Source organism: Streptomyces sp. TM32 (genome assembly GCF_004122755.1).
Classification (GTDB): Bacteria; Actinomycetota; Actinomycetes; order Streptomycetales; family Streptomycetaceae; genus Streptomyces; species Streptomyces sioyaensis.
The window spans coordinates 30,613-55,227 of the sequence record NZ_SDIG01000005.1 but is presented as its reverse complement, the minus strand read 5'-3'; the positions used below and the strand labels follow the sequence as shown (position 1 = coordinate 55,227).

Genomic DNA, 24,615 nt, shown 5'->3' with positions numbered 1-24,615 from the left:
CTGGTAGAGGGTCAGCTTGTCCTTGGCGAGCTCTTCGCCACCTGAGACGTGGCTCCTGCGGGCTGTGGTCCGGGGATGTACTGGTCGGCCCAGGCGCTGATGATGTGGGCGGCTCGCTGTGCTTGTCCTCGGGCGGTCAGGAGATGGTCCGCTCCTTCGAGGGAGACGAAGCTTCGCGGGTGCCGTGCCTCGCGGAAGATCTCTCCGGCGTTGTCGATGTGGACGGTGTCGTCGGTCGGCGAATGCAGGACGAGGAGTGGTAGGTCCAACTCGCCGATCCGGTCCCGCAGGTGAGCACGGCGGACGTCTTCGACGAAGGCGCGCTTGAGGACCAGGGTCCGCCCGCCGACGAACCACTCGTGCGCCCCGTCACTGAGCACGCGGTCCACGACCGCGTCGTACTGTCGCTCGACATGGCTGGGATCGACCGGCGCCCCGATCGTGGCGACCGCGCGGACGCCGGTGGCCTCGGCCGCCGCGGCGAGGACGGCGGCGCCTCCCCATGAGTGCCCCACCAGCAGGTCTGCCGGAGTCCCACGCTCCGCCATCATGGCCGCGGCACGGATCGTGTCCTGGACCTTGACGGTGAAGGAACCGTCCCCCCAGTCGCCGTCGGAGTCCCCGATCCCGAGGTTGTCGAAGCGCAGCATGCCGATCCCCTCGCGTGCCAGCTGCTTGCTGACACGCGACGCGGCCGGCGAGCCCTTGCCGAGCGTGAATCCGTGCACGAATATCCCCCAGCCGCGGATCTCGCCGTCCGGCAGGTCGATCGCTCCGGCCAGTTCGGGGCCGACGACGCTCGGGAATCTCACTTTTTCGCTCATGTTGTGATCACCTAGGCAGGGGCTGTACGTGGAGCAGGCAAGACAAGAGTGCCACCGGCCGGCGCCACGCGCGCGCTCCGGGCAGGGGAGCGGCGAGCGCGGTGCCTGCCTGATCGGCGCGTCAGGCGGTCGGCTTCTGGTCGGAGGACTGCGTGGTGGTGAGCAGTGCCGTGATCTCCTCGGCGAGGTGCGGGCCGAGCTCGCCCCAGCCGTCCTTGTAGCCGTAGACGCCGGCCAGGGTGCGGGCCTCGTAGTCGCCGTTCATGATCTCGATGTCGGTGGCCGTGATGAGCGCCGGGTGGGCGACACCGACGGCCGCCGAGACCTTCATCAGTTCCTTGCGGAGGGTCCGCAGGTAGACAGCGGCCCGGGTGGCCTTCGAGGTCGGGTCGAGGCCGCGGGCCAGCCACGGGCTCTGGGTGGCGATGCCGGTGGGGCACTTGTCGGTGTGGCACTTCTGCGCCTGGATGCAGCCGATCGACAGCATCGCCTCTCGGGCCACGTTGATCATGTCGGCACCCAGAGCGAAGGCGACCACGGCGTTCTCGGGCAGGCCGAGCTTGCCGGAGGCGATGAACGTCAGGTCGTCGGTCAGCCCCCGCTCGGCGAAGACGCCGTAGACCCGGGAGAAGCCCATCCGGAAGGGCAGCGACACCGAGTCGGAGAAGGTGAGCGGCGCCGCCCCGGTGCCGCCCTCGCCGCCGTCGATGGTCACGAAGTCGACACCACGGTCACCCCGCGCCATCAGCGTGGCCAGCTCCTGCCAGAACTCCATCTCGCCCACCGCGCTCTTGATCCCGACCGGCAGGCCGGTCTCGGTGGCGAGCAGTTCGACGAAGTCGAGCATCGAGTCGACGTCGCCGAACGCGGTGTGCCGCGACGGGGAGGCGCAGTCCTCGCCGAGCGGGATGCCGCGGATCCCGGCGATCTCCGGTGTCACCTTCGCGCCCGGCAGCATTCCGCCCAGCCCGGGCTTGGCACCCTGGGAGAGCTTGATCTCTATCGCCTTGACCGGGGCGCCGGCGACCACGTCCTTGAGCTTGTCGATGTGGAAGCTGCCGTCCTCGTTGCGGCAGCCGAAGTAGGACGTACCGATTTGCAGGACGAGGTCGCCGCCGTTGCGGTGGTACGGCGAGAGACCGCCCTCGCCCGTGTTGTGCAGGGTGCCCGCCAGCGCCGCCCCCTTGTTGAGCGCCGTGATCGCCGCGCCGGAGAGCGACCCGAAGCTCATCGCCGAGATGTTCACCACGCTCGCCGGCCGGAACGCCTTGGCGCGCCCGCGCGGCCCGCCCAGCACCTTGGCGGACGGCAGTAGGGCCTGCGGGTCGTGCAGGTCGGGCAACGTGCCGGCGAACGTGCGCTGCTTCAGGTAGGCGTGCCCCTGCGTGTGCTCGACGTCGTTGTCGGTTCCGAACCCGAAGTAGTTGTTCTCCCCCTTCGCCGACGCGTAGATCCAGGTGCGCTGGTCACGGCTGAACGGGCGCTCCTCGTCGTTGGAGGTCACTATGTACTGCCGCAGCTCCGGCCCGATCGTCTCCAACAGGTACCGGGCGTGCCCGAGCACAGGGAAGTTCCGGAGCAATGCGTGCTTCTTCTGGACAAGGTCACGAGCGGCCACCAGCGCCAATGCTGTTGCGGTGGCCGTGGCGATGCTCCGGGCGCGCATGAACGTTCCTCTCCTCGATGCTCGACTCCATTGCCATGCAGTGGAGTCGTCGTGCCGGGCGTTGGGCGGCGGGCACGACCAAGCGGGCGTCAGCGTTCGTCGGAGAACGCGAAGTGATACTAGGGGCTCGCCCGGAACGAGGGGCGCGGGCGGGGTGGTCTTCCCAGTGGTGGGTGGTCCAGGCGCCTCGGAACAGGCCCTGCACGGTGACGCCCGCCTCACACGGCGTAACGGCTGAGCGTCGGCCGAGACCCACCGACGCCGTCGCCTTCCTCGTCGGCCCGTCAGCAAGCTTCATCTCCGGCACCGATCTGCCCGTGGACGGCGGCGTCACGGCACTCGCCGCCGGCTGACGTCACCGGCTCGGCTGATGCCCCTCACCGGCGTCTGCGAGGGCGGGGTCCCCAGGGCCGGCCGTCCGCCCGACAGCTGCACCGGCCCGAACACTGCCTCGGCAACACCGATTGCCGGTGCTCAGCGGCGGTACGCGGTGGTCGCGATCTCGATGAAGGATCGGATCAACGGGTTGGTGTCTCCCTCGTTCCACACCGCCACCACTCGGCTCGGCACCATGTCGGTCAGTGGTACCACGGCCAACTCCGCGGGCAGGTCGTGTCCGAGCGGGGCCAGACCGACCGTGCCGTTCCACAGCACGGCCTGCAGGCATTCCTGGACTGCGCGCACCACTGGGCCCTCGCGCGGCGTGCCGCCGTTCCAGTACGACTGCCAGCCGGGGTCGGTGTCCGGCGGGAACTGGAACCAGCGGCGGTCGCTCAGCTCGGCCAGCCGCAGCCGGTCGCGGCGGGCCAGCGGATCGTCGGCGCGCAGGACCACGCCGACCGGATCGGTCCGCAGCGTCCGCACCGTCAGCGCGGTCTCGTCGAACGGCGCCCGGGTCAGGGCGACGTCGACCAGTCCGGCGCGCAGCCCGCACGTCGGGTCGGTCAGATCGGTCTCGCGGATGTGGATGTCGATGCCGGGATGGTTTCGGCGATAGGCGGCGGCCAGCCTGGACACTCCCGGGTCGGTGCCGTCGCCCAGGATGCCGACGGTGAGGGTCGCGGCGCCGGCTGCCGCGCTCACGCGTACACGGACGCGGTCGGCATGGCCGAGCAGGGCCCGTGCCTCGCCGAGCAGCACCGCGCCCACGGGAGTGAGCGTGACGCCGGCCGGCGAGCGGGCGAACAGGAGGGCCCCGACTTCGGCCTCCAACTGCTTGATCGCCCGGCTCAACGGCGGCTGACTCATGTGCAGTCGGGTGGCGGCCCGGCCGAAGTGGAGTTCCTCGGCGACGGCCACGAAGTAGCGCAGGGTCCGTAGCTCCACGCTGCAACGATACCTACGGCGTATCGGCGCTGCGGGACGGGTCTTGGACAGCCGTGGGTCCCCGGCGGTGCACTCGGGGCATGACCGAAGAAGCGAAAACCAGCGAGTCGCAGGCCGCCCCCGCCGTATCGGTGATGGGTCCCGGCGACGGCGAGACGATCGTTCTGGGCACCACGCGTATGCGCGTTCTGGAGGACGGCAGCCACACCGGGCACCGCCTCGCGATCGCCGAGTCCGTCCTCGCCCCGCACACCCAGGGGCCGCCGCAGCACCGCCACGCCCAACACGACGAGGGCTTCTACATCCTCTCCGGCACCGTGCGGTTCACCGTCGGGGACGAGGACCACGACGCCACCGCGGGCACGCTCGTGATGGTTCCGCCCGGCACCCCGCACACCTTCGCCAACCCGTCCCACCAACCTGCTGTCATGCTCAGCACTTTCACCCCCGACCTGTACGTGCAGTACTTTCGAGACCTCCAGACGGTGCTCGCCGGCGGCCGGCCGTTGACGCCACAGGCCAATTTCGACGCGATGAGCCGCTACGCGACCGAGCCTGCCACCGACGTTGCCTGAAGCAGCCGACGGGTCCCCGTGAACCGGTGACCCAACGGGAATCATGAACGGGCACGATGAACATCGCCTACTGGATCGTCGCGGGACTGCTCGCCCTCTCCTACTTCTCTGCGGGCACGCTGAAGGTGATCCGCAGCCGCGATCAGCTCCGACCGATGATGGCCTGGGTCGAACGCATCCCCTTGCCCGCCCTCAGGGCGCTGGGGGTGGTCGAAATACTCGGTCGTCGGCCTCGGCGTCGCGCCGACCGTCATCGCGCTGACACTGTACGGAAGCGATCGAGGCAGCAGCACACTGCCTGGCCCAGCAACCACGGGCCGAGCACGACCGAACCCGGCTTCGGTGACAGACACGCCAACCGCAGGTATGGAGTGCCGACCGCACGCCAGTGGAGGATCAAATGGGGCGGTACACGGCCTGACCTGAGGCGTCACCGCGAAACCACTGCGGACCAGGGGGAATTACGCTTGTACTTCTCGCTGGTCCGCAGTGTTGTCCATGCACTGTTTGCCCTGGATGTCCCCGCCGAGGGCACATCCAGGAGGGGCGCCGGACGTCAGTGCTGCTGGGCCTTGCGGTGGTGGCGGAACGCGAGGTAGCCGCCAGCTGCGAGGAGCATGGCAGCTGCCGTGGACAGCAGGCCGACGGGGGCGCCGTTGCCGGTCTCGGCGAGGTTGCCGCCGCCCTGTGCGGACGGGGAAGCCGAGGGCGCAGCAGGTGCTGGGACGGCGCTTGAGGTGGCGCTCGCGGTGGCGGACGACGTGGGCGAGGCGATCGACTGCGCGGGGCTGGACGGGGTGGCGGATGCCGACGGCTTGCCGCCGCCAGGCTGGGGGGTGTCGTCCTCGCAGTCGGTCCAGAAGACCTTGTGCTTGGCCCGGCCGTGCTCGCCGTCAAAGTTCCAGAACAGCTTGTAGTGGCCGTCGGGCAGGGACAGGTCCTGCGTACGGCTGTGCCCCTCGTCGTCGAGTGTCAGGGAACCGGTCTTGACGGTCGTGCCCTTGACGTCGGCGGTCGGGGCCCAGGCTTCGATGTGCCAGTCGACCTGCTGGCCGCCGTCGAAGCCGAAGGCATCGAGGTAGAAGGTGCACACGTGGGGCTCGTTCTTGCGGAGTTCCTCGCCGGTCTTGGCGTCGTGGATCTTCACGGTGCCGTTGTCGCCGGGCGTAGCGGCGTACGCAGAAGGGGCGATCAGCAGGGCCGAGGCCACGGCGGCCGTGAGCGTGCCTGCGGAAACAAACGGGCGCATGGGCATTCCATTGGGAGAAGAGGAGGGTTGCCGTGGGGGGCGGCTCAGCTTCCTGCGCCCCCAGGAGACCGTCAAGGCACCTCAAAACGCTTATGCCACATAGCTCATTGCTCGCCCCATTCGTCCCGCATAACAATTGGGTACGGGCACCGCTGCCCTCAACTGCATCCTCGTTGGCGGCATGCGCCGTTGGTGCCGCCGATGCCCTGCGAGCGCAACGGCGCGGTCACGACTCCGGGTGACTGCCCTGACGGGGATGCGTGGCACGGCGTATGAGCAGCCACCCCGCGAGGTCGTCTCCGATGGTGGCGAGCAGGAGTCGGCTGCGAAGTGGATCGAGCTCCACCGCGGAGTTTTTGCACACGACATTCGTTTTCATGTAGCTTCGGGGGTCAACCCGTTTTCCCGATCCATCTCTCGGAGGTTTCCGCCGTGGCCGTGCCCAAGCGCAAGATGTCCCGCAGTAACACCCGCCACCGCCGCGCGCAGTGGAAGACGAGCACTCCGGAACTCGCCCCGATCCACGTGGACGGTGTCGAATACCAGGTGCCCCGGCGCCTCGTGCGTGCCTACGAACGCGGGTTGCTGCCGCTGCCCGGGAAGAGCTGACGGCACGTCCGCCGCCACAGCACCACCCCCGTACCCCGCTCCGTACGAGAACCGAGGAAGCCGTCCCGTGTCAGCCCCCGCCGCGCCGTCCCCCCGCCGTCTGCCCGTCAGTGTGCTGTCCGGATTCCTCGGCGCGGGGAAGACCACGCTGCTCAATCACGTCCTCAATAACCGCGCGGGGCTGCGTGTGGCGGTGATCGTGAACGACATGAGCGAGGTCAACATCGATGCGGTGCTGGTGCGGGACGGGGGAGCGGCGCTGTCGCGTACCGAGGAGCGGCTGGTGGAGATGACCAACGGCTGCATCTGCTGCACGCTGCGGGACGACCTGCTGGAGGAGGTGGAGAGGCTCGCCCGCGCGGGCCGGTTCGACTACCTGCTCATCGAGTCCAGCGGCATTTCCGAGCCCATGCCGGTGGCCGCCACGTTCTCCTTCGCGCGCGACGACGGCGCGATGCTCGCGGACGTCGCGGCTCTGGACACCATGGTCACGGTCGTCGACGCCGCCAACTTCCTGCCCGAGCTGGCGCGGGGAGACGAACTGACGGAGCGGGGCCTCGACCAGTACGAGGACGACGAGCGCACGGTCAGCGATCTGCTGATGGACCAGGTCGAGTTCGCCGATGTCATTGTGCTCAACAAGCTCGACCTGGTCACCGACGCGGAAGCCGACCGGTTGCGAGCCGCGCTGGCCCGGCTGAACCCCTCCGCCCGGATCGTGCCCGTCAGCCACGGGAAGATCGACCCGGTCCGCGTTCTCGGCACCGGGCGCTTCGACGTGGAGAAGGCTCAGCAGGCCCCGGGCTGGGTCGCCGAACTCAACGGTGACCACGTCCCGGAGACCGAGGAGTACGGAATCTCCAGCCTCGTCTTCCGCGCCGATCGTCCCTTCCACCCCGAGCGGTTGTGGCGCTTCGTCGCCGAGGACCTGGACGGCGGAGCGTACGGCGACATCCTGCGTTCCAAAGGCTTCTTCCGGCTTGCCACCCGTCCCGCCGTCACCGGGCTGTGGTCCCAGGCCGGCGTCGTCGCACGCTTCGAGCCGGCCGGGGTGCGCAGCGGGGAGCAGCAGGCGCAGGAGCTGGTATTCATCGGCACCGGCCTGCGCAAGGAGGCTCTGGCCGAACGGCTCACCGCCTGCCTCCTCAACGACGGTGAGTCGGTTGCCGGGCTGTGCGACCCGTTCCCGTCCTGGGAGACGTACGGCATCGACGACGCCTGTGAGCACGAGCCCGCGTCCGAGTACCTCCACGCGGACTGAAGCGGACCTGATCGCCGGACACCTGGACCGTGCCGGATCGGTGTGCCCCGGCGGCTTGATCGGTCTCGTGCCGTCCAGGCGAGAGGGGCTGAACGCCTGGCGCACTGGTGGTGTGCCGGGGCTGCTGCGGCAGCGCACGGCAAGCACCCCGGCATCGACCACCAGTGGCAGCCGGAGCGGCTGCTGGTGGCCACCACGGAGTCCGGCGGACGGTTGGCGGTCCGTACGAGCGACTGCCTCGAACCGTGCGGCCCGCGACATCGGCCCGTACTCCGCCGCCGGGAACTGCGGGGAACGTCCGCACGGTTGCCGGCCGCGGACCGCGTTCCTCAGGGGCTGCGACCACGGCCCGTATCGCATCGAGCAGCTGCGGCTCGGGGCGCGCGATCTGCCTGCGGACGCGGACCCGGGCTGATGCGAAGGTGTCGCCCGGGGGACCCGGACGGCATGGCGCCCCGCATCTGGCGCCCGGATCCGGTCTCGGCGGCAACGGGTGGGCCGTTGGGTGTCAGGTCGGCCTGGTGGCTGTCACCAGCTGCTCTTCGTCACGCCGGGGAGTTCGCCGGCGTGTGCCATCTGGCGCAGGCGGATGCGGGAGAGGCCGAAGGCGCGCAGGTGGCCGCGGGGGCGGCCGTCGACGGCGTCGCGGTTGCGCACCCGCGTGGCGCTGGCGTCACGTGGCTGGCGGCGCAGCTCCTGCTGGGCGGCTGAGCGTGCCTCGTCGGGCGTGGCGGGGTTGGCGATGATGCCCTTCAGCTCGGCGCGGCGCTCGGCGTAGCGGGCGACGATCTCGCGTCGCTGCTCGTTCTTGGCGATCTTGCTCTTCTTCGCCATCAGATCTTTCCTCCTCGGGCGCGGATGCGGGCCACGGCGGCCTCGACGCCGATCGCGTCGACGGTCTTGATGCCCTTGGCGCTGAGCGTGAGCCGGACGTGGCGGTTCTCGCTGGGTAGCCAGTAGCGCTTGCGCTGGATGTTGGGGTCGAACCGCCGGTTGGTGCGACGGTGTGAGTGGGAGATCGCCCTACCGAAGCCGGGTTGCCGGCCGGTGAGTTGGCAGTGAGCGGACATGGCCCCTCTTGTCGTGTGGTGGTCGATACCGCGGCACCGTAGCACCTTAATGAAAATGAAAACCACTTGTGTATGCTGCGGGGCATGGCAAGGAACGAACTACGCCCGATCATCAAGCTCAGGTCCACCGCCGGCACCGGATACACCTACGTGACCCGCAAGAACCGCCGTAATGACCCGGACCGGCTGACGCTGCGCAAGTACGACCCGGTCGTCGGCCGGCACGTCGATTTCCGCGAGGAGCGCTGACCCCATGAAGCCCGGAATCCACCCCGAGTACCGGCCTGTCGTCTTCCGCGACCGAGCCGCCGACCACGCCTTCCTGACCTTCCCCCATTGCCTCAAGGGCATGGGAGGTGCCCCCATCACGGCGACCGGTGACAAGGTCGTCGAGTGGGAGGACGGCAACACCTACCCCGTCATCGACGTCGAGATCTCCTCGGCGAGCCACCCCTTCTCCACCGGCACCCAGTGGGTCCTGGACACGGCGGGCCGCGTGGAGCGCTGCGAACGCCGCTACGGGCGGAGGGAACGGTGAGCGTTGCTTCGCCCCGCCTGCCCGTGGCGATCGTCGGCGGACTGTGCGAAGGCGCCCGGCGTGCGGCTGTCGGCGACATCCTGCGCTCCGTGCCCGGCACCGTCGTACTCCACCACGATCTGTCGGCCGGACCCGAAGGCTCGGTGCATCGCACCATCCGTGATCTGGACGGTCCCGTCAGCAGCGATCACACGCCCCTGGTCAACGACTGCGCATGCTGCGCGCTGCGCGAGGACCTGGTTCCCGAACTGGTGCGGCTCGCCGGTGCCGGAACGTACCGGCTGGCCGTCGTCGAACTGTGGGACTCCGTCGAGCCGCAGGCCATGGCCGCCGTCATCGCGGCCGAGAGCGAAGCGCTGGAGCTGACCGGAGTGGCCACCGCGGTCGACCCGGCCCTGGTCCTGCCGTACCTGTCGAACGGGGACGATCTGGCCGAGGCCGGTCTCGCCGCTGCTCCCACCGATCAGCGCACCATCGCCGACACCTTCGCCCGGCAGATCGAGTACCCCACGGTGCTCGCCCTCGCCGAAGGCGACGAACCGGCGGACGACGCCGACCTCGCACTGCTCGCCCAACTCACCCCGGCTGCACGGCGTTGGCGGGTGGGCGAGGGCACGCTCGGTCCCGCCCTGCTGGCCGGGTTCGATGTCGAGGCCGCAGCGGCACGGCAGCATCCGTCCTGCGCGCTGCTGCCACAGGAAGCCGACGAACACGGCGTCGACACTCTCGTGTGGCGGCGAGACCGACCGTTCCACCCCGGGCGGCTCTACGCGGCCCTGGAGGATCTGGTCTGCGCCGCAGCCCGTATCCGGGGCCGGTTCTGGCTGGCCGACCGCCCCGACACGCTACTGGCGTGGGACGCCGCCGGTGGCGCGCTGTGCGTGGAGTCCGCCGGGCCCTGGCTGGCCGCGCTGCCGGACGCCGCATGGGAGATGGTGCCCGCGGAACGCCGCATCGCGGCCTCGCTGGACTGGCACTCGGAACACGGGGACCGCTGCCAGCACCTCACCTTCACCTCTCCCGGACTCGACCGGGAGAACCTGCTGATCCTGTTGGACTCCTGCCTGCTGACCGACGCCGAGTACGCGGCCGGATCAGAGGCGTGGAAAGACCTCTCGCACGCCTTCGACGAACTCCTCGACCCGGTCGGCTGAACGCGTACCGCCCGAAACCCTGAGAAAGGACCTGTATGGCCCGCCGCAGCAACCTCAAGTCCACGGCCGTCAAGCGCAAGGTCAACCCGCTGGACGCCGCAGGCATCACGTACATCGACTACAAGGACACCAACCTGCTCCGGAAGTTCATCTCCGACCGCGGCAAGATCCGCAGCCGCCGGGTGACCCATGTGACGAAGCAGCAGCAGCGGCAGATGGCCCGCGCCATCAAGAACGCCCGTGAGATGGCCCTCATCCCCTACGGCTCCCGGTAACCGACCTCGATGCGAAGCATTCCGCCGGCAGTGGCGTGGGGACGCCGGGCCGCCCACACACTCGTGACCGTGATCGCCGGGGTGGGCGCGTGAGCCTCGGCGGAGGGCCGGTCCGGGGCCTGCGCACCGTGGTCTGCGGCAACTCCCCGCAGGCGCGTGAGGCTGTCGTTCTCGGCCCGGCTGGCTGCCACCCGGTCTTGCCCGTTCCCGCCTCTCCCTCGACGAGCACCAGCACCGGCGCACCCGCTGCGGCCCACGCGAGCGGCTCGTGGAGCGGCACCTCCCCGGTCCCGGCGAGGACCGGGGAGGTACCTCGTGCATCAGCTCTTGACGAGCTTCCCCATGGCAGAGACCTCATCGACGTCACCGGTGTCGAAGAAGCTCCACGGCACGGTGAAGAAGCCGCCGTCTCCCCAGTTGCCGCCCCAGCTGTTCTCGATCTTCACGCCCTTGTCGTTGTAGCCGACGATGGTCACCTCGTGCCCGCCTTCGACCGGGTCGCTGTTGGACTTCCCGGGGAGGTAGCTGTAGCTCGACGCGGTCTCGGCGTCCATGTCCATGAAGCTCTTGTGCACTGTGAACCCGATCGGCACCGGCATGCCCTGCGATATCGCGTCCTGTATGGCGGCCTTGGCCTTCGAGCCGCTCGTAGGCAGCTGTGTCCACCCCGACAACGTGTAGTGTGCCGCGTTCGCACGCTCGTTGTCGTCGGGCTGGGTCGTGTAGTCGAAGTCGCCCTGCCAGTAGTCGTCCTTGGTGTCGATGCCCTGCTTCTGTTCCATGGGCAGTGCGACGCTGGCCCAGGTGCCCTGGTCGTTGCCCTGAGCGATCTGCGAGTAGATGAACATCGGCGCCATCGGGGAGCCGCTGATGCCCTGCTCCTTCATCAATATGCCGTAGCCGGAGTAACCGGTGGCCCAGGTGACGCAGGAACCGACTCTTCCTTGGTCTCCGGGCGAGAGCGCGTACGTGCTCAGGTCGAAGCTCGACGGTACGTCACCGGACCGCGTGCGCGGTGCCTGCAACGCCCCGTGCTTCACCGGTGACTTGGGGGCCTTGTGCGCTCTGAGCGCGGCGAGGTCGAGGCCCATTCCGTGTTCGTGCTGCTGGGAATGGACGGGCGCGGGATTGGCCGCGGTCGCGTTGGTGGCGACCACAGTCGCCAAGCAGGACACCGCGAGGGCGGTGCCGACGCTGAGGGTTCGCTTGATACGCACGTTTCGACTCCTTGATGTGAACTGCTGAAAGCGGCAGGGGTGGTGGATTGCGGTCGTGAGGGCGCCAAACCATCGCGAGTGCAGCCCACTGCTCGAATTGCCGTTGCGCTCGGGGATTTCACGAGCGGCGGATCGAGGCATGGCTGCATCACCGCAAGGCGGCTGGCTGTTGTCGGATCTGTGATCCGGTGAGCGCGAAAGCACGACGCCAATGGGTGGTCCGCGCGGGCGTGGGGGAGGTGGCACGGTGGGGCTCCTGTGTCAGGAACATGCCAATACGAAGGTCCGGTCATGCCTGGAAACTGGTCGCAGTCATGCCGAGTGAAGGGGGGTGGGAGACGCCAGGGTCGCTCAACGGCGCTGTGGGGGGATTCGGTTGATGGTCCGGCCGTCGACCCGCGCAGAAGTAAAGCAAGGCCCTGTATTCCCAGTCAATGCTCGGTACCAAGCAATTTATTCACCGCGTCATCCAGGCGTCACTGCTGGATGGTCTTTCAGGTTTACCTGCAAGTACTTGCCGCTCCATGCATTCCCGCAGGTAAACCCGGTCAAGGACGTCGCCGACCGGGTTGTCCGGTTACTGGTAACTACCCTGCGACCGCGCTGAGTTATGGAGTCGGCGCGGCTTCCCGCGTTGTGGCCCCACCGCCACGAGAGCACCAAATGGATTTGTCCAGCCGGGTTCAATACCTGCTTACCGAGCTGGTTTGCGGCAGGCTTTAGTGAACTTCCTTGAGGTGTACCAGGTGTACTTCGCATGCTCGCTATCGCAACGTTCCGATGCGACGGCCGGCCCGGGGCTGCCGGCCGTCTTGTACGCGCGCTGACCAGGACGCGGGTGTCGAGCGCCTCGGCATCACACCCGCACCGGCTGGGGCTGAGGCCCTCACCGCTGCTTGTGTGCTCAGCAGCGTCCGACCAGACGCGACACAGAAATCCGGACCGGTCCCGCGGGGCAGCGGCCGACGGCCGCCCGACCGGTCCCGGCTCGTCTCTCTCCTGCGGTCACCCGCTTTGCCCGGCCTGTTTTCCTCCGTTCGGGCTGCCGTTGCCCGCCGCGTCCACACCGGGAAGCACGGTGACGTACGGCACGCCGGTGCGCGGATGCTCGGTCACCTCCGCCTCGACGCGGTAGACCTCGGCCAGCAGCGCGGGCGTGAACACCTCCACGGGGCTTCCGCTCGCGACCACCCGGCCGCCATCCATCACGCAGATCCGGTCGCAGAAGGAGGCGGCCAGGTTGAGATCGTGCAGCGCCACGACGGCGGTGACGCTCAGCCTCCGGACGAGCCGCAGCACATCGAGCTGATGACGCAGGTCCAGGTGGTTGGTCGGCTCGTCCAGCACCATCGTTCCCGTGCGCTGTGCGAGCGCACGGGCGATCAGGACCCGCTGCTTCTCCCCGCCCGAGAGCTGGTCGAACGGCGCGTGTGCCAGGGCGCCGACGTGCAGTTCCTCCAGCGCTCGCAGGATGATGTCGCGGTCGTCCGTGTCATCTCCCGCGAACGCCCGCTTGTGCGGCGTGCGGCCCATGGCGACCACGTCGTACACGGTGAGCTCGAAGTCCCCGGCGGTTTCCTGCAAAACGGCCGCCAGTTGCTGCGCGAGCCGTTTGCCGCGCATCCGCCAGACATCCGTCCCGTCCAGCAACACCCGCCCGGAGGTGGGACGCTGCGCCCGGTAAAAGGTGCGCAGCAGCGTCGACTTTCCGGCCCCGTTGGGACCCACGAGCGCCACCATCTCGCCGGGCGCCACGTGCAGGGACACCTGGTCGACCAGGGTTGTGCCGTTCACCACGACGGAGACCGCTTGGGCGTCGAGCGTCCCGGCCGCGGCTGTCTCGATGGTCGTCACCGGGCCGCCTTCCGTCGCATGAGCCACAGGAAGAACGGGCCGCCGACCAGGGCGGTGAGAATGCCGACGGGTATCTCCTCCGGACTCATCATGGTGCGCGCGGCCAGGTCGGCGGCGATCAGGAAGGCCGCGCCGAGGAGCGCGGCGGCCGGCAGTGCACGGCGATGGTCGGCGCCCACCAGCAGCCGGACCACGTGCGGCATGATCAGCCCGACGAAGCCGATCTGCCCGCTGACCGCGACGATCGTGCCGATCATCAGCGCGACAAGGGTGAAGAGCGCGGCCCGGAAGCGGTGCACGTCCAGGCCGAGGGCCGCTGCGGCCTCCTCCCCGGCCAGCAGGAGGTTGAGTGAGCGGCAGACGCCGAGCAGGACCGCGGTCCCCAGCAGGACCGCACCCACGGGGATCCACACCGTCGTCCAGGTGGTGCCGGCCAGCCCGCCGAGCATCCAGCGCAGTGCAGCCTGGGTTTTGTGCGGGTCGTTGGAGGTGACGATGAGGAAGCTGGCCAGCGCGGAGAGCACCTCGGCCATGGCCACGCCCGCCAGCACCAGCCGCACCGTGGTCATCCTCCCGCCGGAACGGGCCAGCAGGTGGACGGCGACGAGCGCGGCCAGCGCCCCGCAGAATGCCGCGACGGGAAGCGAGAACATCCCGAACAGCGTGACGTTCAATACCAGCACGAGCACCGCCCCGACCGACGCGCCTGACGAAACGCCGAGCAGCATCGGGTCGGCCAGCGGATTGCGGACCAGGGCCTGCAGCGCCGCTCCGGACACGGACAGTCCCGCGCCCACTGCTGCGGCCAGCAGTACCCGGGGCAGCCGGACGTCGACGACGATCGTGTCGCGCACCGGGGTCCACGTCGGCTCGGCCAGCGCCGGATGCACCCGGTGCAGCAGGATGCTCCAGACCTGGTCGGCCGGGATGCTGATCGAGCCCACCGCGATGCCGGCCGTAGCGGCACCGACCAGCACGACGCCGAGTACGACGAGCACCAAGGAGTAGGGAACCCCGGGCCGGCGCTTGGCGAGTGGCCCGGGCGTCCCCCGCTTACCGGGCCCTTCGACCGCCCCGGCCACCTCCTGCACATCGGTCACGTGAAGCGCCCCGGGTGGAGCTGGCGGGCCAGCGACTCCACGGCCGACGGAACCCGCACGCCGAGCACGGTGGATGACAGCGGCAGTACCGCGAAGCGGCTGTTCTTGATCGCCGGCACGTCCTTCAGTGCTGGGTTGGACAGCAGGAACTTCTTCTTGGCCTCGGCCGACTTGTCGCCGTAGTCGTAGATGATGACGACGTCGGGGGCCCGCTGCGCGACCTGCTCGAACGAGACGTCACCGAAGGGCTTGTTCAGGTCGGCGAAGAGGTTCGTCCCGCCGGCCCGCTTGATCACCTCGTTACCGATGCCCTTGCCGCCCGCGGTGAAGGCGGTCTTGTCGCCGCTGTCGTAGACGACGACCTTGACCGGCGAGGCCCCGGAGAGCTTGCGCTGGACGCCGTTGAGCACGGTGTGCAGACTCCGCACCTGCCGTTCGGCCCGTTCGGGCACGCCGAATATCTTGGCGACGGTACGGATCTCCTCGTCCATCCGGTCCATCGGCACGGGACCCTTGGAGCACTCCCCGATGTTCAGGTGGGTGTTGATCCCGGCCGTGCGCAAGGCGGCGCGGCTGCGCCCCTCCTTCTCGTCGAAGGTGCTGGCGAACCCGCCGTAGACGAAGTCGGGTTCGGCGGCCAGAAGCGTCTCGAACGAGGGGTACTCCTTCGACAGGGTTTTGACCCTGCTGTAGGCGTCCTGGTACTTCGGGAGGATCTTGTCGTCCAGGTACCCTGTGCCCACCATCGACTTCTCCAGACCGAGTGCCAGCATGACTTCGGTCGCGTGCTGGTTGAGTGCGACGGCCCGCTGCGGCGGGCGCTGATAGGTGGTGCGCACACCGCAGTTGGACACGGTGACGGGGAACCCCTTCGGGGCGGGGCCCTCGGACGAGGCGTCGGTCTGCGTGGCGGGACCGCCACAGCCGCACACCGAGATGGCCACCAGCGCGGTCAGCAGCAACGGCAGCGAGCGTCTGCTCTTCATTCGTGTTCCTTCCAGGCTCTTTCAGGAAGCGACGCACGCCGCATCGCGGGAGGCCACGGTTCCGCAAGTTATGTGTAACTGCGACACTGATGCAATAAGAGAGGCTGAGAGCGAGCGTGAGGAGAGAGGGCGCGCGAATGCATGAGCCCGGCGTACGCGAACCAGCCCCGGCGGCCGCGCACATCCCGCTTCCTTCCGCGACCGACCCGGGCGAGGCGCCCATGATGACCACGGTCATACTCGCTCAGATCTCCGCCATCGGTCCCTACTTCAAGGTGTCCAGCGGGCCACGGCCCGATGCCGCGGACTTCTCACCGCTTATCGACCTGCACAGGGAACAGAGGGCGCTGGAAGCCTCCGTCACTGCCATGGGCACACGACTCGGCACCGACCAGCAACGGGTGGCCGCCTCCGGCCCTCCACATCGGAACGGCGGCCCGCCTGTGGTCGGTCGCCCTGGCCGCCACCGTACTGACAGGTGAGGTGCCCGACCTCGCGCCCGAACGGCTGTGGTGGCGGGCGGCCGCCTCCGGCCCGATCGACCTCTGGCTGCCCAAGATGCCTGCCGTGTCCCGCGGCGACGACCTGCCCGACGCCCTGTACGACAGCATCGTCGTACGCCACCTGCGGCCACTGGACGAGGCGATGCGCCGGCACTTCGGACTCTCACCAAAGGTGCTGCAGGGCAACGCCACCTCCGCGCTCATGGGCGCCGTACGCACTCTGACCAGGCGCGCTCCGCATGCCCCGCACCCGCCGCTCCCGCTCGCCACCGCCCTACTGGAACGGGAGCCCCTCGCGAGCGCGGGCACCCTCATCCTCGACCCCCTCGAATACCGTCGTCACAACTGCTGCCTCTACTACCGGGTCTCGGGCTCCGGATACTGCGACGAGTGCGTTCTCCACCGCAGGGGGCACTCTTCACGCGGCGCCGAGCGCGTCAACTCGGCCATTACGTAGTCGTCCTGCGCAGAAGCCGACCGACAACGGTGCCGTGGGCCGTTGACGATGATCCTTCAGGTGTCTCGACGACCATGCGGCCACCCCCTGGCTGGAATCTGCGGGTGGCTTGGCATGATGTTCGCGCTGTTGGCCGCGCTGGCGGCCGCTGCCGGCCGGTCGTTGCACCGGTTGCTGCGTCTCTTCGCCGCGGGTGCTGTGGTGGCCGTGCCGGCTGGTGGAACACGGCGTTCCCGGCACCCCGTGGCGCCCAGACATCTGCACCTGGCGGTGGTCCGGCACGCGCTCGTCCGGCGCGGGCCTCCGCTGTCCTTCTCGTACTGATCACCGCGTGTCGTGCAGGCTCTTCAACCCGGGCCCGAGCGGGCAGCGCCGACCGCACTGCGCACCGTCCACGCCGCGCCCGCGAGCACAGCACGATAGGTTGCTCATCCTGACGCTGGACTGGCTGGTGATCCGCCGACTCGCTCCCCCCGCTGCGCCGCTTCTTCGGCTGAACAACAGCCGGGAGGAGGCACGCTCCACTCATGTGACGCGTGCCCCTCGCCCCCCGGCCGATGAGACAGGTCACGCGATCGTCTACAAAGTCTCCACGGGTGAGGCTCTGACCTGCGCGTACCCCACTCCGGGCGCGGTCGGCGGCCATGCCCCGAGGGCTCTTTCTGACCCGGGTGTAAGGATCGTGTCAAAGAGTCGGTAGCTTGGCCCGGTGAGTGAGAAGACCCTGCAGCACCGGATCGATGGTCCCGATGACGCCCCCGTCCTCGTACTGGGCGCCGCGCTCGGCACCACCTGGCACATGTGGGACCGGCAAATCCCCGAGCTGACCCGCCACTGGCGCGTCATCCGTTTCGACCTGCCCGGACACGGCGGCTCGCCCGCCCACGCGGCGTCCTCCATCGCCGAACTGGCCGACCGGCTGATGGCCACCCTCGATGCTCTGGGCGTGGACCGCTTCGGCTACGCCGGCTGCAACATCGGCGGCGCCCTCGGCACCCAGCTGGCGCTCACCCGGCCGCACCAGGTCACCTCGCTGGCGCTGGTCTCCACGTCACCGCGCTACGGCACCGCCGACGCCTGGCGGCAGCGCGGCGTGGTCATCCGTACCAACGGACTCGAACCGATCGCCCGCACCGCGCCCGAGCACTGGTTCACCCCGGGCTTCGCCGGCGCCCAGCCCGCCATCGTCGAATGGGCCGTCCAGATGGTGCGGACCACCGACCCCGGCTGCTACATCGCCGCCTGCGAGGCGCTGGCGTCCTTCGACGTACGGTCCTCCCTCGGCCGGATCGGGGTGCCCACCCTGGTCGTCGTCGGCTCCGAGGACCAGGTCACGCCCACCACCGACGCCCGTACCCTCGTCGCCGGCATACCGGACGCGAGCCTGGCGCTGGTGCCCGGCACCTCCCACCTCGCGCCCGTCGAGCAGCCCTCGGCCGTCACCGAACTCCTCATCCGGCACTTCTCCAGTGCCTGGCACGACAAGCCGGGCCCCGGTGGTCAGGCCGCGATCGGCGCCGCCGCGCCCAAGCCGCAGCTCGCGCCCCCGCCGCCCCCGCAGGCGCCGCCCGCCGCCATAGAGTCCGGCTTCGCCGGGCCCGTGCAGGACCGCGGCGCCACCTACGAAGCGGGCATCAAGGTCCGCCGTGAGGTGCTCGGTGACGCCCATGTCGACCGGGTCGAGGCCGCCGCCGACGACTTCACGGGCGAGTTCCACGACTTCCTCACCCGCTACGCCTGGGGCGAGACCTGGACCCGGCCGGGACTGGACCGCCGCACCCGCAGCATCATCACGCTCACCGCGCTGATCGCCCGCGGCCACCAGGACGAACTGGCGCTGCACACCCGCGCGGCCCTGCGCAACGGCCTCACCCCGACGGAGATCAAGGAAGTGCTGCTGCACACCGCCGTCTACTGCGGTGTCCCGGCGGCCAACTCCGCCTTCGCGGTCGCCCAGCGGGTGATCCGGGAGGAGACGACACCGGAGGCCTGAGCCGGGCGGCGGCCGCGGCCCCGCCGGCGGGACGCCGTACCGGCCCACCCGGTGCGTGCCACCGGCCCGTGCCCCACGGCAAGATGGCAGGCATGGAACTCACGAAGAAGACCCATGCCTGTGTCCGGCTGGAGAAGGACGGGCGGACGCTGGTCATCGACCCGGGGGTGTTCAGCGAGGAGGACGCGGCCGTCGGCGCGGACGCGATCCTGATCACCCATGAGCACATGGACCACTTCCACGAGGGCCGGCTGCGGGCGGGCATGGAGGCGAATCCGGGCGCCGAGATCTGGACCCTGGCCAGTGTTGCCGAGCAGCTCTCGGCGGCGTTCCCCGGCCGGGTGCGCACGGTCGGCGAGGGCGACACCTTCACCGCGGCCGGGTTCGACGTGGAGGTGCACGGTCAGCTGCACGCCGTCATCCATCCCGACATCCCGCGCGTCACCAATGTCGGCTTCCTCCTCGACGGCGGCGCGGTCTTCCACCCCGGCGACGCCCTGACCGTCCCGGAGGGCCGCTCCGTCGACACCCTGCTGCTGCCCGTGCACGCCCCCTGGAACAAGGTCGCCGAGGTCATCGACTACGTCCGTGCGGTCGCGCCGCGGCGGGCCATCGACATCCACGACAGCCTGCTCCAGGACCACGCCCGCCCGATCTACGACTCCATGATCGACAAGCTGGGCGGCACCGATCACGGCCGGCTCACCCCCGGCAGCGGCACCGCACTCGGCTGACGGCCGGGCTGTCGGTCCCCCGCTGTAGGTTTACAGACATGCGCATCGCGACCTGGAACGTCAATTCGATCACCGCCCGCCTGCCGAGGCTGCTGGCCTGGCTGGAGAGCAGCGGCACGGACGTGCTGTGCCTCCAGGAGACCAAGTGCACCGCCGAGCAGTTCCCGAGTGAGCCGCTGCGCGAGCTCGGCTACGAGGCCGCGGTCAACGCCGACGGCCGGTGGAACGGCGTGGCCGTGCTGTCCAAGGTGGGGCTGGCGGACGTCGTCATGGGGCTGCCCGGCGGCCCGGAGTACGACGGCGTGCAGGAGCCGCGGGCCGTCTCGGCGACCTGCGGCCCGGCCCGGGTGTGGTCGGTGTACGTCCCCAACGGCCGCGAGGTCGAGCATGCGCACTACACCTACAAGCTCGGCTGGTTCGAGGCGCTGAAGTCGGCGGTCGCCGAGGACGCGGCGGGCTCCCGCCCGTTCGCGGTCCTCGGCGACTACAACGTCGCACCGACGGACGAGGACGTCTGGGACCCGGCCGTCTTCGTCGGTGCCACCCATGTCACCCCCGCGGAGCGGGCGGCGCTGGCCGCCCTGCGCGAGGCGGGTCTGTCGGACGTGGTGCCGCGCCCCCTCAAGTACGACCGGCCGTACACCTATTGGGACTACCGCCAGCTCGCCTTCCCCAAGAACCGCGGCATGCGCATCGACCTGGTCTACGGCAACGAGCCGTTCGCCAAGGCCGTCTCGGACGCCTATGTGGACCGCGAGGAGCGCAAGGGCAAGGGCGCCTCGGACCATGCACCGGTCGTGGTGGATCTCGACGTGTAGGACCGGTCCGATGGGTCAGGGGCGGACAGGCCCGGGGGCGCCGCTTCGCCCGCTGCCGGGCAGATGCTCGATGGCGTGTCGATAGGCCGGGCGCGCGCCGTGCGGGCGCCCGGCTCCGGTGCTCTCGCCCCGCCGCCCTTGGGGCAGCTGCCGTAGCACGCCTTGCCAGTGCCCGGGCAAAGCAGGATAAATGTGAATCATGAGCGGACACTCGGGTCGTGTGCGGCGCTGGCTGAGCCGCGTACCCGGGCGTTCCGCTTTTCCGGGCGCGGCCGGTGCCGGGAGCGGCGCCGGCGACCGGCAGGACGAACGGGCCGCGGGGGCCGGAGGTCCGCCGCACGTTCGGTCCTCCTGGAGCACGCACAGCGTCGCCCGGGAGATCTTCCTCCTCCAGCTGGTGCTCGTCGTGCTGCTCGTCGCGGCGGCCGTGGTGGCCATCGTCGTCCAGAGCCGGCGGGACACCATGACCGACGCCCGGCACCGGACACTCGCCGCCGCCGAGTCCTTCGCGCACTCCTGGGGGCTCCAGGAGGCGCTGAACAGCCCCGATCCGACCGCGAGGCTTCAGCCGCTCGCCGAGGAGGCCCGGAAGGCCTCCGGCGTCGACGCCCTCATCGTGTACAAGCTCGACGGCATCACCCTCACCCACAGCGACCCGCGGCAGATCGGCAAGCACGTCATCGGCCCGTATGCCGACGCCGCCCGGGGCAAGCCCTTCACCAGGACCTTCCACGGCGCCCTGGGCCTCTCCGTCATCTCCGCGGCCCCCGTCAAGGACCCCTCGGGCAAGGTCATCGCCATCGTCTCCGCACCGGTCACGGTGGAAGAGGTACAGAAGTCGGTCAACCGGCAGCTGCCCATCTTCCTGGCCACCGCGGTCGGGGCGCTGGCACTCGCCGGGGGCGGCGCGGGGCTGGTGAGCCGTCGGCTGCGCCGGCAGACCCACGGTCTGGGACCGGCCGAGATGACCCGGATGTACGAGCACCACGATGCGGTCCTGCACGCGGTGCGGGAAGGCGTGCTCATCGTCGGCCGCGGCGGGCGGCTGCTGCTGGCCAACGACGAGGCACGGCGGCTGCTGGACCTGCCCGCGGACGCGGAGGGACGCCACGTCGGCGACCTGGGGCTGGACCAGCGCACCGCCGAACTCATGGCCTCGGACCGGACCGCCACCGACGAGGTGCACCTGGTCCACGACAGGCTGCTGGCCCTCAACAAGCGGTCCACCATCCCCTACGGACCCCACCAGGGAAGCGTGGTGACCCTGCGCGACACCACCGAACTGAGGTGGCTGTCAGGGCGCGCCGAAGTGGCGCGGGAGCGGTTGAGGCTCCTCTACGACGCCGGGGTGCGGATCGGCTCCACGCTGAACGTCGTGCGCACCACCGAGGAACTGGCGCAGGTGGCGGTCCCCCGGTTCGCCGACATCGTCACCGTCGAGCTGCTGGACCCGGTCCTGAAGGGCGAGGAGCCGGCCGCGTCGGCCACCGGGATGCGCCGGACGGCCATCGCCGGCCTGGCCGCGGACCATCCGCTCTACCCCGTCGGCGAGCTGATCCGGTTCGCCCCGGGCACTCCGATGGCGGCGCGGGTGGACCAGGGCCGCTCCGCGGTGGAGCCGGACCTGGCCGGCTCTGCCGAGTGGCGGTCCCAGGACCCGGAACGCGTCCGGCGCATCCTGGAGCACGGGGTGCATTCCTTGGCGGTCGTGCCGCTGCGCGCCCGGGGGGCGGTGCTGGGGCTGGTGGACTTCTGGCGGTCGGGGAGCTCCCCGCCGTTCGACGACGAGGACCTGTCCTTCGCCGAGGAACTGGCGGGGCGGGCCGCGGTGGGGATCGACAACGCCCGGCGCTACACCCGCGAGCGCGCGATGGCGATGACGCTCCAGCGCAGCCTGATGCCCCGCGGCCTGCCCAGCCAGGACGCCCTGGAGGTGGCGCACCGCTATCTGCCCGCCAAGGCGGGCGTGGGCGGGGACTGGTTCGACGTCATCCCGCTGCCCGGCGCCCGGGTGGCGCTGGTCGTCGGCGACGTGGTCGGGCACGGCCTGCACGCGGCGGCCACCATGGGCCGGCTGCGCATCGCCGTGCACAACTTCTCGGCCCTGGACCTCGCCCCCGACGAGTTGCTGGGTCACCTCGACGAGCTGGTGACACACATGGACGTCCAGGACGCGGGCACCGAGGAGGGCGCGGCGATCACCGGCGCCACCTGTCTGTACGTCGTCTACGACTCCGTCTCCGGGCGGGTCACGGTGGCCACGGCCGGCCATCTGCCGCCGGCCGTGGCCCACCCCGACGGGCGGGTGGAGTTCCTGTACTCGCCGGTCTCCCCGCCGCTGGGGCTGGGCGCCGGCCTGCCGTTCGAGACCGCCGAGCGGTTGCTGCCGGAGGGCTCCCGGCTGGTGCTCTACACCGACGGACTGGTCGAGAGCCGCAGCCGCGACCTGGACGCGGGGCTGGACGCACTGCGTGCGGCCCTCGCCGGACCGGACCGTACGCCGGAGGACACCTGCACCACGGTCATGAAGACGCTGCTGCCCGCCCGGTCCGCCGACGACGTCGCGCTGCTGGTGGCCCGGACCCGGCGGCTGGACCCGGCACACGTCGCCGAGTGGGACGTGCCCCGCGACCCGGCAGCGGTGAGTCCGGTCCGCAACGCCTGCGTCCGCCAGTTGGCGGACTGGGGTCTGCAGCACATCGCCTACGGCACCGAGCTGATCCTCAGCGAACTGATCACCAACGCCATTCGCTACGGCGCCGAGCCCATCCACGTGCGGCTCCTGCACACCCGCACCCTGATCTGTGAGGTCTCCGACGGCAGCAGCACCTCCCCGCACATCCGCCAGGCGAAGGCCACCGACGAGGACGGCCGCGGCCTCTTCCTCGTCGCGCGGTTCGCCGAACAATGGGGCACCCGTTATTCCCCCAGGGGCAAGACGATCTGGGCCACTCAGGCGATCGGCCCCGATGCCCAGCCCTCGGAGGAGGAGCTGCTGGACCACTTCCTCCACCACGGGGAGCACGGTGGGGAGTGAGGACGCCGGGGCACGCCCCCCACACGCGGGGACGGGCGGGTTGCCCGCGGACGCGCGAGACGCCTACTCGCCGCCTGACCTGGCCCGGGCACCGTCCTGACGGAGGCTCGCTAGGGGGCGAAGTAGGCTGTTTCGGGTCATTCCTGCATGTCATGGCTTGCCCCGGTCCGTCTCCGTCGCACGGCCGGCGGACCGCCCCCCACCTGCCCCTGCTGGAGGCGTCGTGACGGCACATCGTCGGGTCCGCGCAGGCGCTCTCCTGTGCTGTCTCGGTCTTGCGGCGTTCGGTCTCGGTGCCTGCCAGGAAGAGGGACCCACCCGGCCGGTCGAGCCCTCCCGGGCCGATTCCGCCGCGGCGGCGGGCGGGATGGCGGCACTGGTCAAGGCGGCGAAGAAGGAGGGCAGGCTCAACACCATCGCGCTGCCGCGCCAGTGGGCGAGCTACGGCGCGCTGATCGACGGCTTCGAGAAGAAGTACGGCATCAAGGTCGTCATCGACAATCCGTACGGCCACAGCCAGCAGGAGATCGACGCGGTGAAGCGCTACCGCGGCCGGCAGCGCGCCCCCGACGCCCTCGACGTCGGGGACTCCTTCGCCCAGTCCGCGGCGCGGCAGAAACTGCTGGCCCCCTACCGGGTCGCGCAGTTCGACCAGATCCCACCGGAGCAGAAGGACGCCTCGGCCCGCTGGTACAACAACTACGGCGGCTACGTCTCCATCGGCTGCGACGCCACCCGCGTGCGGATCTGCCCCGAGTCCTTCGCCGATCTGCTCCAGCCGAGGTACAAGGGCATGGTCGCGATCCACGGCGACCCCACCATCGCGGGATCGGCCTTCGCCGCGGTGTACGCGGCGGCGCTCGCCAACGGGGGGTCGTTCGACGACATCCAGCCGGGCATCGACTTCTTCGCCCGGCTCGACAAGGTCGGCAACTACAACCGGACCGAGCCCAATCCGGCCGCGATCGCCAAGGGCAGGACACCGATCAGCATCGAGTGGGACTACCTCAACCTGGAGCACGTCGACCAGCTCCGCCGGACGGGCGTGAGCTGGAAGGTCTCCATTCCCTTCGACGGCAGCTTCTCGCAGTACTACGCACAGGCGATCAACAAGGGCGCCCCCCACCCGGCCGCGGCGCGCCTGTGGGAGGAGTACCTCTTCAGCCCGGAAGGCCAGAACCTCCGCCTCGTGGCCTACGCCCGCCCGGTGCTGATGGACGTCATGGCGAAGAACGGCACCCTCGACAAGGCCCTGGCCGCCCGGCTGCCGACGGTCGAGGGCACACCGCAGTTCCCGACCGAGGCCCAGCTGAACAAGGCGTTGCACACCATGGACGAGAACTGGGCCAAGGCCGTCGGCGGCTGATCC

Annotated in this window: 23 protein-coding genes and 2 pseudogenes; 15 read left to right on the top strand and 10 right to left on the bottom strand. The window is 69.9% G+C overall.

What is annotated here, in order from left to right; all coding sequences use genetic code 11:
* Window positions 1-11 precede the first annotated feature (11 nt).
* From EST92_RS02380 to EST92_RS02365, 3 genes are all read right to left on the bottom strand, one after another.
* Window positions 12-824 carry an alpha/beta fold hydrolase gene (locus EST92_RS02380; RefSeq protein ID WP_129279314.1) on the bottom strand — a complete coding sequence of 271 codons (813 nt, stop codon included), beginning with the start codon at window positions 822-824 and terminating at the stop codon, window positions 12-14.
* Between the two features lie 121 nt (window positions 825-945).
* Window positions 946-2,490, bottom strand: a complete 1,545-nt coding sequence (locus tag EST92_RS02375) for an FMN-binding glutamate synthase family protein (protein WP_129279313.1) — start codon at window positions 2,488-2,490, stop codon at window positions 946-948.
* Between the two features lie 474 nt (window positions 2,491-2,964).
* Window positions 2,965-3,816, bottom strand: a complete 852-nt coding sequence (locus EST92_RS02365) for a LysR substrate-binding domain-containing protein (protein WP_254068426.1) — start codon at window positions 3,814-3,816, stop codon at window positions 2,965-2,967.
* A gap of 80 nt (window positions 3,817-3,896) precedes the next feature.
* On the opposite strand from EST92_RS02365, the gene EST92_RS02360 reads away from it, so the two are divergent.
* Entirely contained in the window at window positions 3,897-4,391 is a 495-nt protein-coding gene (locus tag EST92_RS02360; protein ID WP_161981693.1) for a cupin domain-containing protein, read from the top strand.
* A 56-nt stretch (window positions 4,392-4,447) separates the two neighbouring features.
* A pseudogene (locus EST92_RS31935) lies at window positions 4,448-4,615 on the top strand (DoxX family protein); the annotation flags it as partial.
* Between the two features lie 332 nt (window positions 4,616-4,947).
* Here EST92_RS31935 and EST92_RS02350 read toward each other — a convergent pair.
* The gene (locus EST92_RS02350; protein WP_129279311.1) at window positions 4,948-5,640 is read right to left on the bottom strand and encodes a hypothetical protein; all 693 of its coding nucleotides are present in this window, start codon (window positions 5,638-5,640) and stop codon (window positions 4,948-4,950) included.
* Window positions 5,641-6,072: 432 nt separating this feature from the next.
* Here EST92_RS02350 and rpmF point away from each other — a divergent pair, with 432 nt between their 5' ends.
* The 3 genes and pseudogenes from rpmF to EST92_RS31930 form a co-directional block, all read left to right on the top strand.
* Complete coding sequence (rpmF, locus tag EST92_RS02345) at window positions 6,073-6,249, top strand: 50S ribosomal protein L32 (protein ID WP_129279310.1); 177 nt, start codon at window positions 6,073-6,075, stop codon at window positions 6,247-6,249.
* Between the two features lie 67 nt (window positions 6,250-6,316).
* Window positions 6,317-7,510, top strand: coding sequence for a GTP-binding protein (locus tag EST92_RS02340; protein WP_129279309.1), 1,194 nt, complete (start codon window positions 6,317-6,319; stop codon window positions 7,508-7,510).
* Window positions 7,511-7,614: 104 nt separating this feature from the next.
* Window positions 7,615-7,759 (top strand): annotated as a pseudogene (locus tag EST92_RS31930) ((2Fe-2S) ferredoxin domain-containing protein); the annotation flags it as partial.
* Between the two features lie 279 nt (window positions 7,760-8,038).
* Here the strand turns inward: EST92_RS31930 and rpsN are convergent.
* Window positions 8,039-8,344 carry a 30S ribosomal protein S14 gene (rpsN, locus tag EST92_RS02330; RefSeq protein WP_129279308.1) on the bottom strand — a complete coding sequence of 102 codons (306 nt, stop codon included), beginning with the start codon at window positions 8,342-8,344 and terminating at the stop codon, window positions 8,039-8,041.
* Window positions 8,344-8,580: a 50S ribosomal protein L28 gene (rpmB, locus tag EST92_RS02325; protein WP_129279307.1), complete on the bottom strand. Its 237-nt coding sequence runs from the start codon at window positions 8,578-8,580 to the stop codon at window positions 8,344-8,346. The genes rpsN and rpmB overlap by 1 nt, the downstream gene beginning before the upstream one ends.
* Before the next feature lie 84 nt (window positions 8,581-8,664).
* On the opposite strand from rpmB, the gene rpmG reads away from it, so the two are divergent.
* The 4 genes from rpmG to rpsR are packed head-to-tail and all read left to right on the top strand — an operon-like array spanning window position 8,665 to window position 10,547.
* The gene (gene rpmG / locus EST92_RS02320; protein ID WP_026252351.1) at window positions 8,665-8,829 is read left to right on the top strand and encodes a 50S ribosomal protein L33; all 165 of its coding nucleotides are present in this window, start codon (window positions 8,665-8,667) and stop codon (window positions 8,827-8,829) included.
* A 4-nt stretch (window positions 8,830-8,833) separates the two neighbouring features.
* Window positions 8,834-9,118, top strand: a complete 285-nt coding sequence (locus EST92_RS02315; RefSeq protein ID WP_129279306.1) for a type B 50S ribosomal protein L31 — start codon at window positions 8,834-8,836, stop codon at window positions 9,116-9,118.
* Window positions 9,115-10,272: a GTP-binding protein gene (locus tag EST92_RS02310; protein ID WP_129279305.1), complete on the top strand. Its 1,158-nt coding sequence runs from the start codon at window positions 9,115-9,117 to the stop codon at window positions 10,270-10,272. The genes EST92_RS02315 and EST92_RS02310 overlap by 4 nt, the downstream gene beginning before the upstream one ends.
* A 35-nt stretch (window positions 10,273-10,307) precedes the next feature.
* Entirely contained in the window at window positions 10,308-10,547 is a 240-nt protein-coding gene (gene rpsR, locus EST92_RS02305; RefSeq protein WP_129279304.1) for a 30S ribosomal protein S18, read from the top strand.
* A gap of 320 nt (window positions 10,548-10,867) precedes the next feature.
* On the opposite strand, the gene EST92_RS02300 is transcribed toward rpsR, so the two are convergent.
* The 4 genes from EST92_RS02300 to EST92_RS02285 form a co-directional block, all read right to left on the bottom strand.
* Window positions 10,868-11,764, bottom strand: a complete 897-nt coding sequence (locus EST92_RS02300; RefSeq protein WP_254068419.1) for a C1 family peptidase — start codon at window positions 11,762-11,764, stop codon at window positions 10,868-10,870.
* 1,005 nt (window positions 11,765-12,769) lie between these two features.
* Window positions 12,770-13,561 (bottom strand): ABC transporter ATP-binding protein, encoded by a 792-nt coding sequence (locus tag EST92_RS02295; RefSeq protein ID WP_254068430.1) that lies wholly within the window; start codon window positions 13,559-13,561, stop codon window positions 12,770-12,772.
* A gap of 53 nt (window positions 13,562-13,614) precedes the next feature.
* Entirely contained in the window at window positions 13,615-14,619 is a 1,005-nt protein-coding gene (locus EST92_RS02290) for an iron ABC transporter permease (protein WP_254068428.1), read from the bottom strand.
* Window positions 14,620-14,714: 95 nt separating this feature from the next.
* A complete protein-coding gene (locus EST92_RS02285; protein ID WP_129279302.1) occupies window positions 14,715-15,704 on the bottom strand; it encodes an ABC transporter substrate-binding protein in 990 nt (329 codons plus the stop codon).
* A 483-nt stretch (window positions 15,705-16,187) separates the two neighbouring features.
* Here EST92_RS02285 and EST92_RS31925 point away from each other — a divergent pair, with 483 nt between their 5' ends.
* The 6 genes from EST92_RS31925 (at window position 16,188) to EST92_RS02255 (ending at window position 24,612) form a co-directional block, all read left to right on the top strand.
* Window positions 16,188-16,664: a (2Fe-2S)-binding protein gene (locus tag EST92_RS31925; protein ID WP_254068417.1), complete on the top strand. Its 477-nt coding sequence runs from the start codon at window positions 16,188-16,190 to the stop codon at window positions 16,662-16,664.
* A gap of 709 nt (window positions 16,665-17,373) precedes the next feature.
* Complete coding sequence (gene pcaC / locus EST92_RS02275) at window positions 17,374-18,657, top strand: 4-carboxymuconolactone decarboxylase (protein WP_129279301.1); 1,284 nt, start codon at window positions 17,374-17,376, stop codon at window positions 18,655-18,657.
* A gap of 92 nt (window positions 18,658-18,749) precedes the next feature.
* Entirely contained in the window at window positions 18,750-19,391 is a 642-nt protein-coding gene (locus EST92_RS02270) for an MBL fold metallo-hydrolase (RefSeq protein WP_129279300.1), read from the top strand.
* 38 nt (window positions 19,392-19,429) lie between these two features.
* On the top strand, window positions 19,430-20,209 hold the full coding sequence (locus EST92_RS02265; protein WP_129247320.1) for an exodeoxyribonuclease III: 780 nt from the start codon (window positions 19,430-19,432) through the stop codon (window positions 20,207-20,209).
* A gap of 199 nt (window positions 20,210-20,408) precedes the next feature.
* A complete protein-coding gene (locus EST92_RS02260; RefSeq protein ID WP_254068415.1) occupies window positions 20,409-23,246 on the top strand; it encodes a SpoIIE family protein phosphatase/ATP-binding protein in 2,838 nt (945 codons plus the stop codon).
* Between the two features lie 223 nt (window positions 23,247-23,469).
* On the top strand, window positions 23,470-24,612 hold the full coding sequence (locus EST92_RS02255; RefSeq protein WP_254068414.1) for an extracellular solute-binding protein: 1,143 nt from the start codon (window positions 23,470-23,472) through the stop codon (window positions 24,610-24,612).
* Window positions 24,613-24,615 lie beyond the last annotated feature (3 nt).